The following is a 2,500-nucleotide window of genomic DNA, read 5'->3' as shown; positions in this document are numbered from 1 at the left end:
ACCACGTACTCAATTCGCCCTATTCAGACTCGCTTTCGCTGCGGCTCCGCATCTTCTGCTTAACCTTGCACGGGATCGTAACTCGCCGGTTCATTCTACAAAAGGCACGCCATCACCCGTTAACGGGCTCTGACTACTTGTAGGCACACGGTTTCAGGATCTCTTTCACTCCCCTTCCGGGGTGCTTTTCACCTTTCCCTCACGGTACTGGTTCACTATCGGTCACTAGGGAGTATTTAGCCTTGGGAGATGGTCCTCCCGGATTCCGACGGAATTTCACGTGTTCCGCCGTACTCAGGATCCACTCAGGAGAGAACGAAGTTTTGACTACAGGGCTGTTACCTCCTATGGCGGGCCTTTCCAGACCTCTTCATCTACCTCGTTCCTTTGTAACTCCGTACAGAGTGTCCTACAACCCCAAGAGGCAAGCCTCTTGGTTTGGGCTGGTCCCGTTTCGCTCGCCGCTACTCAGGGAATCGCATTTGCTTTCTCTTCCTCCGGGTACTTAGATGTTTCAGTTCCCCGGGTCTGCCTTCTCATATCCTATGTATTCAGATATGGATACCACTCCATTACGAGTGGTGGGTTTCCCCATTCGGAAATCTCCGGATCAAAGCTTGCTTACAGCTCCCCGAAGCATATCGGTGTTCGTCCCGTCCTTCATCGGCTCCTAGTGCCAAGGCATCCACCGTGCGCCCTTTCTAACTTAACCGTTAAAAAGAATCACTACGTGATATCTTGCATTACTAATTGAATGTGAATTACTTCTGTTATCTAGTTTTCAAAGAACAACATCTCGAAGAATCAAATGATCCTTCAAAACTAAACAAGACAGGGAACGTTCTGTTTATAAGACCCAAGGTCTTACGTTAAAATCCTTAGAAAGGAGGTGATCCAGCCGCACCTTCCGATACGGCTACCTTGTTACGACTTCACCCCAATCATCTGTCCCACCTTCGGCGGCTGGCTCCAAAAGGTTACCTCACCGACTTCGGGTGTTACAAACTCTCGTGGTGTGACGGGCGGTGTGTACAAGGCCCGGGAACGTATTCACCGCGGCATGCTGATCCGCGATTACTAGCGATTCCAGCTTCACGCAGTCGAGTTGCAGACTGCGATCCGAACTGAGAACAGATTTGTGGGATTGGCTTAACCTCGCGGTTTCGCTGCCCTTTGTTCTGTCCATTGTAGCACGTGTGTAGCCCAGGTCATAAGGGGCATGATGATTTGACGTCATCCCCACCTTCCTCCGGTTTGTCACCGGCAGTCACCTTAGAGTGCCCAACTGAATGCTGGCAACTAAGATCAAGGGTTGCGCTCGTTGCGGGACTTAACCCAACATCTCACGACACGAGCTGACGACAACCATGCACCACCTGTCACTCTGCCCCCGAAGGGGACGTCCTATCTCTAGGATTGTCAGAGGATGTCAAGACCTGGTAAGGTTCTTCGCGTTGCTTCGAATTAAACCACATGCTCCACCGCTTGTGCGGGCCCCCGTCAATTCCTTTGAGTTTCAGTCTTGCGACCGTACTCCCCAGGCGGAGTGCTTAATGCGTTAGCTGCAGCACTAAGGGGCGGAAACCCCCTAACACTTAGCACTCATCGTTTACGGCGTGGACTACCAGGGTATCTAATCCTGTTCGCTCCCCACGCTTTCGCTCCTCAGCGTCAGTTACAGACCAGAGAGTCGCCTTCGCCACTGGTGTTCCTCCACATCTCTACGCATTTCACCGCTACACGTGGAATTCCACTCTCCTCTTCTGCACTCAAGTTCCCCAGTTTCCAATGACCCTCCCCGGTTGAGCCGGGGGCTTTCACATCAGACTTAAGAAACCGCCTGCGAGCCCTTTACGCCCAATAATTCCGGACAACGCTTGCCACCTACGTATTACCGCGGCTGCTGGCACGTAGTTAGCCGTGGCTTTCTGGTTAGGTACCGTCAAGGTGCCGCCCTATTTGAACGGCACTTGTTCTTCCCTAACAACAGAGCTTTACGATCCGAAAACCTTCATCACTCACGCGGCGTTGCTCCGTCAGACTTTCGTCCATTGCGGAAGATTCCCTACTGCTGCCTCCCGTAGGAGTCTGGGCCGTGTCTCAGTCCCAGTGTGGCCGATCACCCTCTCAGGTCGGCTACGCATCGTTGCCTTGGTGAGCCGTTACCTCACCAACTAGCTAATGCGCCGCGGGTCCATCTGTAAGTGGTAGCCGAAGCCACCTTTTATGTCTGAACCATGCGGTTCAAACAACCATCCGGTATTAGCCCCGGTTTCCCGGAGTTATCCCAGTCTTACAGGCAGGTTACCCACGTGTTACTCACCCGTCCGCCGCTAACATCAGGGAGCAAGCTCCCATCTGTCCGCTCGACTTGCATGTATTAGGCACGCCGCCAGCGTTCGTCCTGAGCCAGGATCAAACTCTCCGATAAAGTAGTTTGACTGACTACGCACATCGCTGTGCGATTTATTTAAAACTTTGAATTAACAGGTACGTTTTG

2 rRNA genes (1 of these 2 only partly in view) are annotated in these 2,500 nt (G+C 52.4%); both read right to left on the bottom strand.

Features of this window, described 5'->3' with window-relative positions:
* Positions 1-712: ribosomal RNA gene (locus NYE50_RS00995) — 23S ribosomal RNA — on the bottom strand (it extends 2,218 nt beyond the left edge of the window).
* A 170-nt stretch (positions 713-882) separates the two neighbouring features.
* Positions 883-2,431 (bottom strand): 16S ribosomal RNA (locus NYE50_RS00990).
* Together the 16S and 23S rRNA genes form the textbook arrangement of a ribosomal RNA operon.
* Positions 2,432-2,500 lie beyond the last annotated feature (69 nt).

Source organism: Bacillus sp. EU55 (genome assembly GCF_038005925.1).
GTDB classification, from domain to species: domain Bacteria; phylum Bacillota; class Bacilli; order Bacillales; family Bacillaceae; genus Bacillus; species Bacillus velezensis.
Note: the sequence above shows the minus strand (reverse complement) of the source record. Positions and strands in the feature narration are given on the sequence as shown.